The organism is Sphingobium phenoxybenzoativorans, assembly GCF_001757355.1.
Taxonomy (GTDB): domain Bacteria; phylum Pseudomonadota; class Alphaproteobacteria; order Sphingomonadales; family Sphingomonadaceae; genus Sphingobium; species Sphingobium phenoxybenzoativorans.
The window spans coordinates 1-1437 of sequence record NZ_MINO01000175.1 but is presented as its reverse complement, the minus strand read 5'-3'; the positions used below and the strand labels follow the sequence as shown (position 1 = coordinate 1437).

Sequence of the window (1437 nt, the reverse complement as noted above, 5' to 3'; positions counted from 1 at the left end):
CCCTAGCACTACTTTGGCAGAATTGCAGGATGTGCAGTTGCCAGGCATCCTCCGCAATGAGGGCAATGGCGCGGCGGCGCGCGCGATAAGCGGTCAAGGATAGCTTGGCGTACAGCCGGTAGGCTCGGCTGAGGGGGCGGACCGGAGACTCTTTTTTTTCCGCCCCGTCTGAGCGAGCCTTCGTGTTTGCAGGAAGGCATAGGCGATCATTGTCATGAGCGCATGGCGATGCAGCCCGGTCCACGAGCGGCCCTCGAAATGGTCGAGACCAAGTTCTTCCTTGAGTTGCTGATGCGCCTGTTCGCAGACCCAGCGCGCCTTGATGGCGCCGGCGACATCTTTGGCTGGCGTGTCGGCGGGAAGGTTGGAAAGATAGTATTTTCGCTCGCCGCTGGAGCGATGCTCGCCCACCAGCCAAGCCTCTTCGCCTGGCATGTGCTGTGCGCCAGCAGCACCGATCCGCTGTGGCGCGCCATCAGCGATCCGCACGCGCATGACAGCGAAGCGGGCGCTCAGACGGCCTTTGGTTCCGCGGCGCCAACTGATCTTCCGCCACTTCGCCTCCTCCAGCATGGTATGGGCGGCCAGGGATTTGACGTCGGGTACGTGCCGGACACGCGGTCGTCCACGTCCCGCCACCGGGAAGATCAACTGCACGTCTGAGGGATAGACCTTCTGGTGGCGGGGGATGCCGACCGCCCAGCAGAGGCCCCGTGCGCTGAGCGCCTGCCGGAACGGTGCGGACAGGCCATAACCGGCATCGGCCAGGACGCAGCCAAAGCGCACGCCGGCAGCGATGATGCGGTCGATCTCCTCAATCGCGATGTCAGGCTTTGTGCGATAGGCCCGAAATGCTTCGGGCACAGCCGCCTTGGCCATCCGTGCAGTGTCGCTGGTCCAGCTTTCCGGCAGGAACAGCCGCAAACCCAGCATGACCGGAACTTCTCCCGAGGCCAACGTCACCGATACCAAGGTCTGGCAGTTGGCGTTCTTGCCCAACACCGTGGCGTATTGCGGCGCGACACCGACCGAGGCCTTGCCCTTCTTGGGTAGCGCTGTGTCGTCGATGATAAGCCAGGCCTTGTCGCCGCCGACCAGCTCATCAGCCTGTCGCCACAACGTCGCCTCCAGCGGCGCGCTGTCCCAGATCCCTGCTCCGACGAAATGGTGTAGCCGGTCATAGCTGAGCGCGTCGATGCGTGCTGCCATCGGCTGGATACTCTTGCGATCGCCCGGGCCTATCAATCCGGCGATATAAGCCGGACACATCCGCCGCCGCGTCTTGTTGGCCAGAGCCTGCAAATACGGCTCAAGCCACTGTTCGAGGTCCCGCCGCCAATCCTCTTCCATCGCCAGCCTCCACAAAAGCTGGCTCCCTATGAATCACGCATTCCTCCGAAGGGGAATCCCAAAAATTACACTTCTGCCAAAGTAGAT

General features: G+C 62.6%; 1 protein-coding gene. It reads right to left on the bottom strand.

What is annotated here, in order from left to right; all coding sequences use genetic code 11:
• Nucleotides 1-93 precede the first annotated feature (93 nt).
• Nucleotides 94-1350 carry an IS701 family transposase gene (locus tag BHQ40_RS24660; protein WP_021243113.1) on the bottom strand — a complete coding sequence of 419 codons (1257 nt, stop codon included), beginning with the start codon at nt 1348-1350 and terminating at the stop codon, nt 94-96.
• Nucleotides 1351-1437 lie beyond the last annotated feature (87 nt).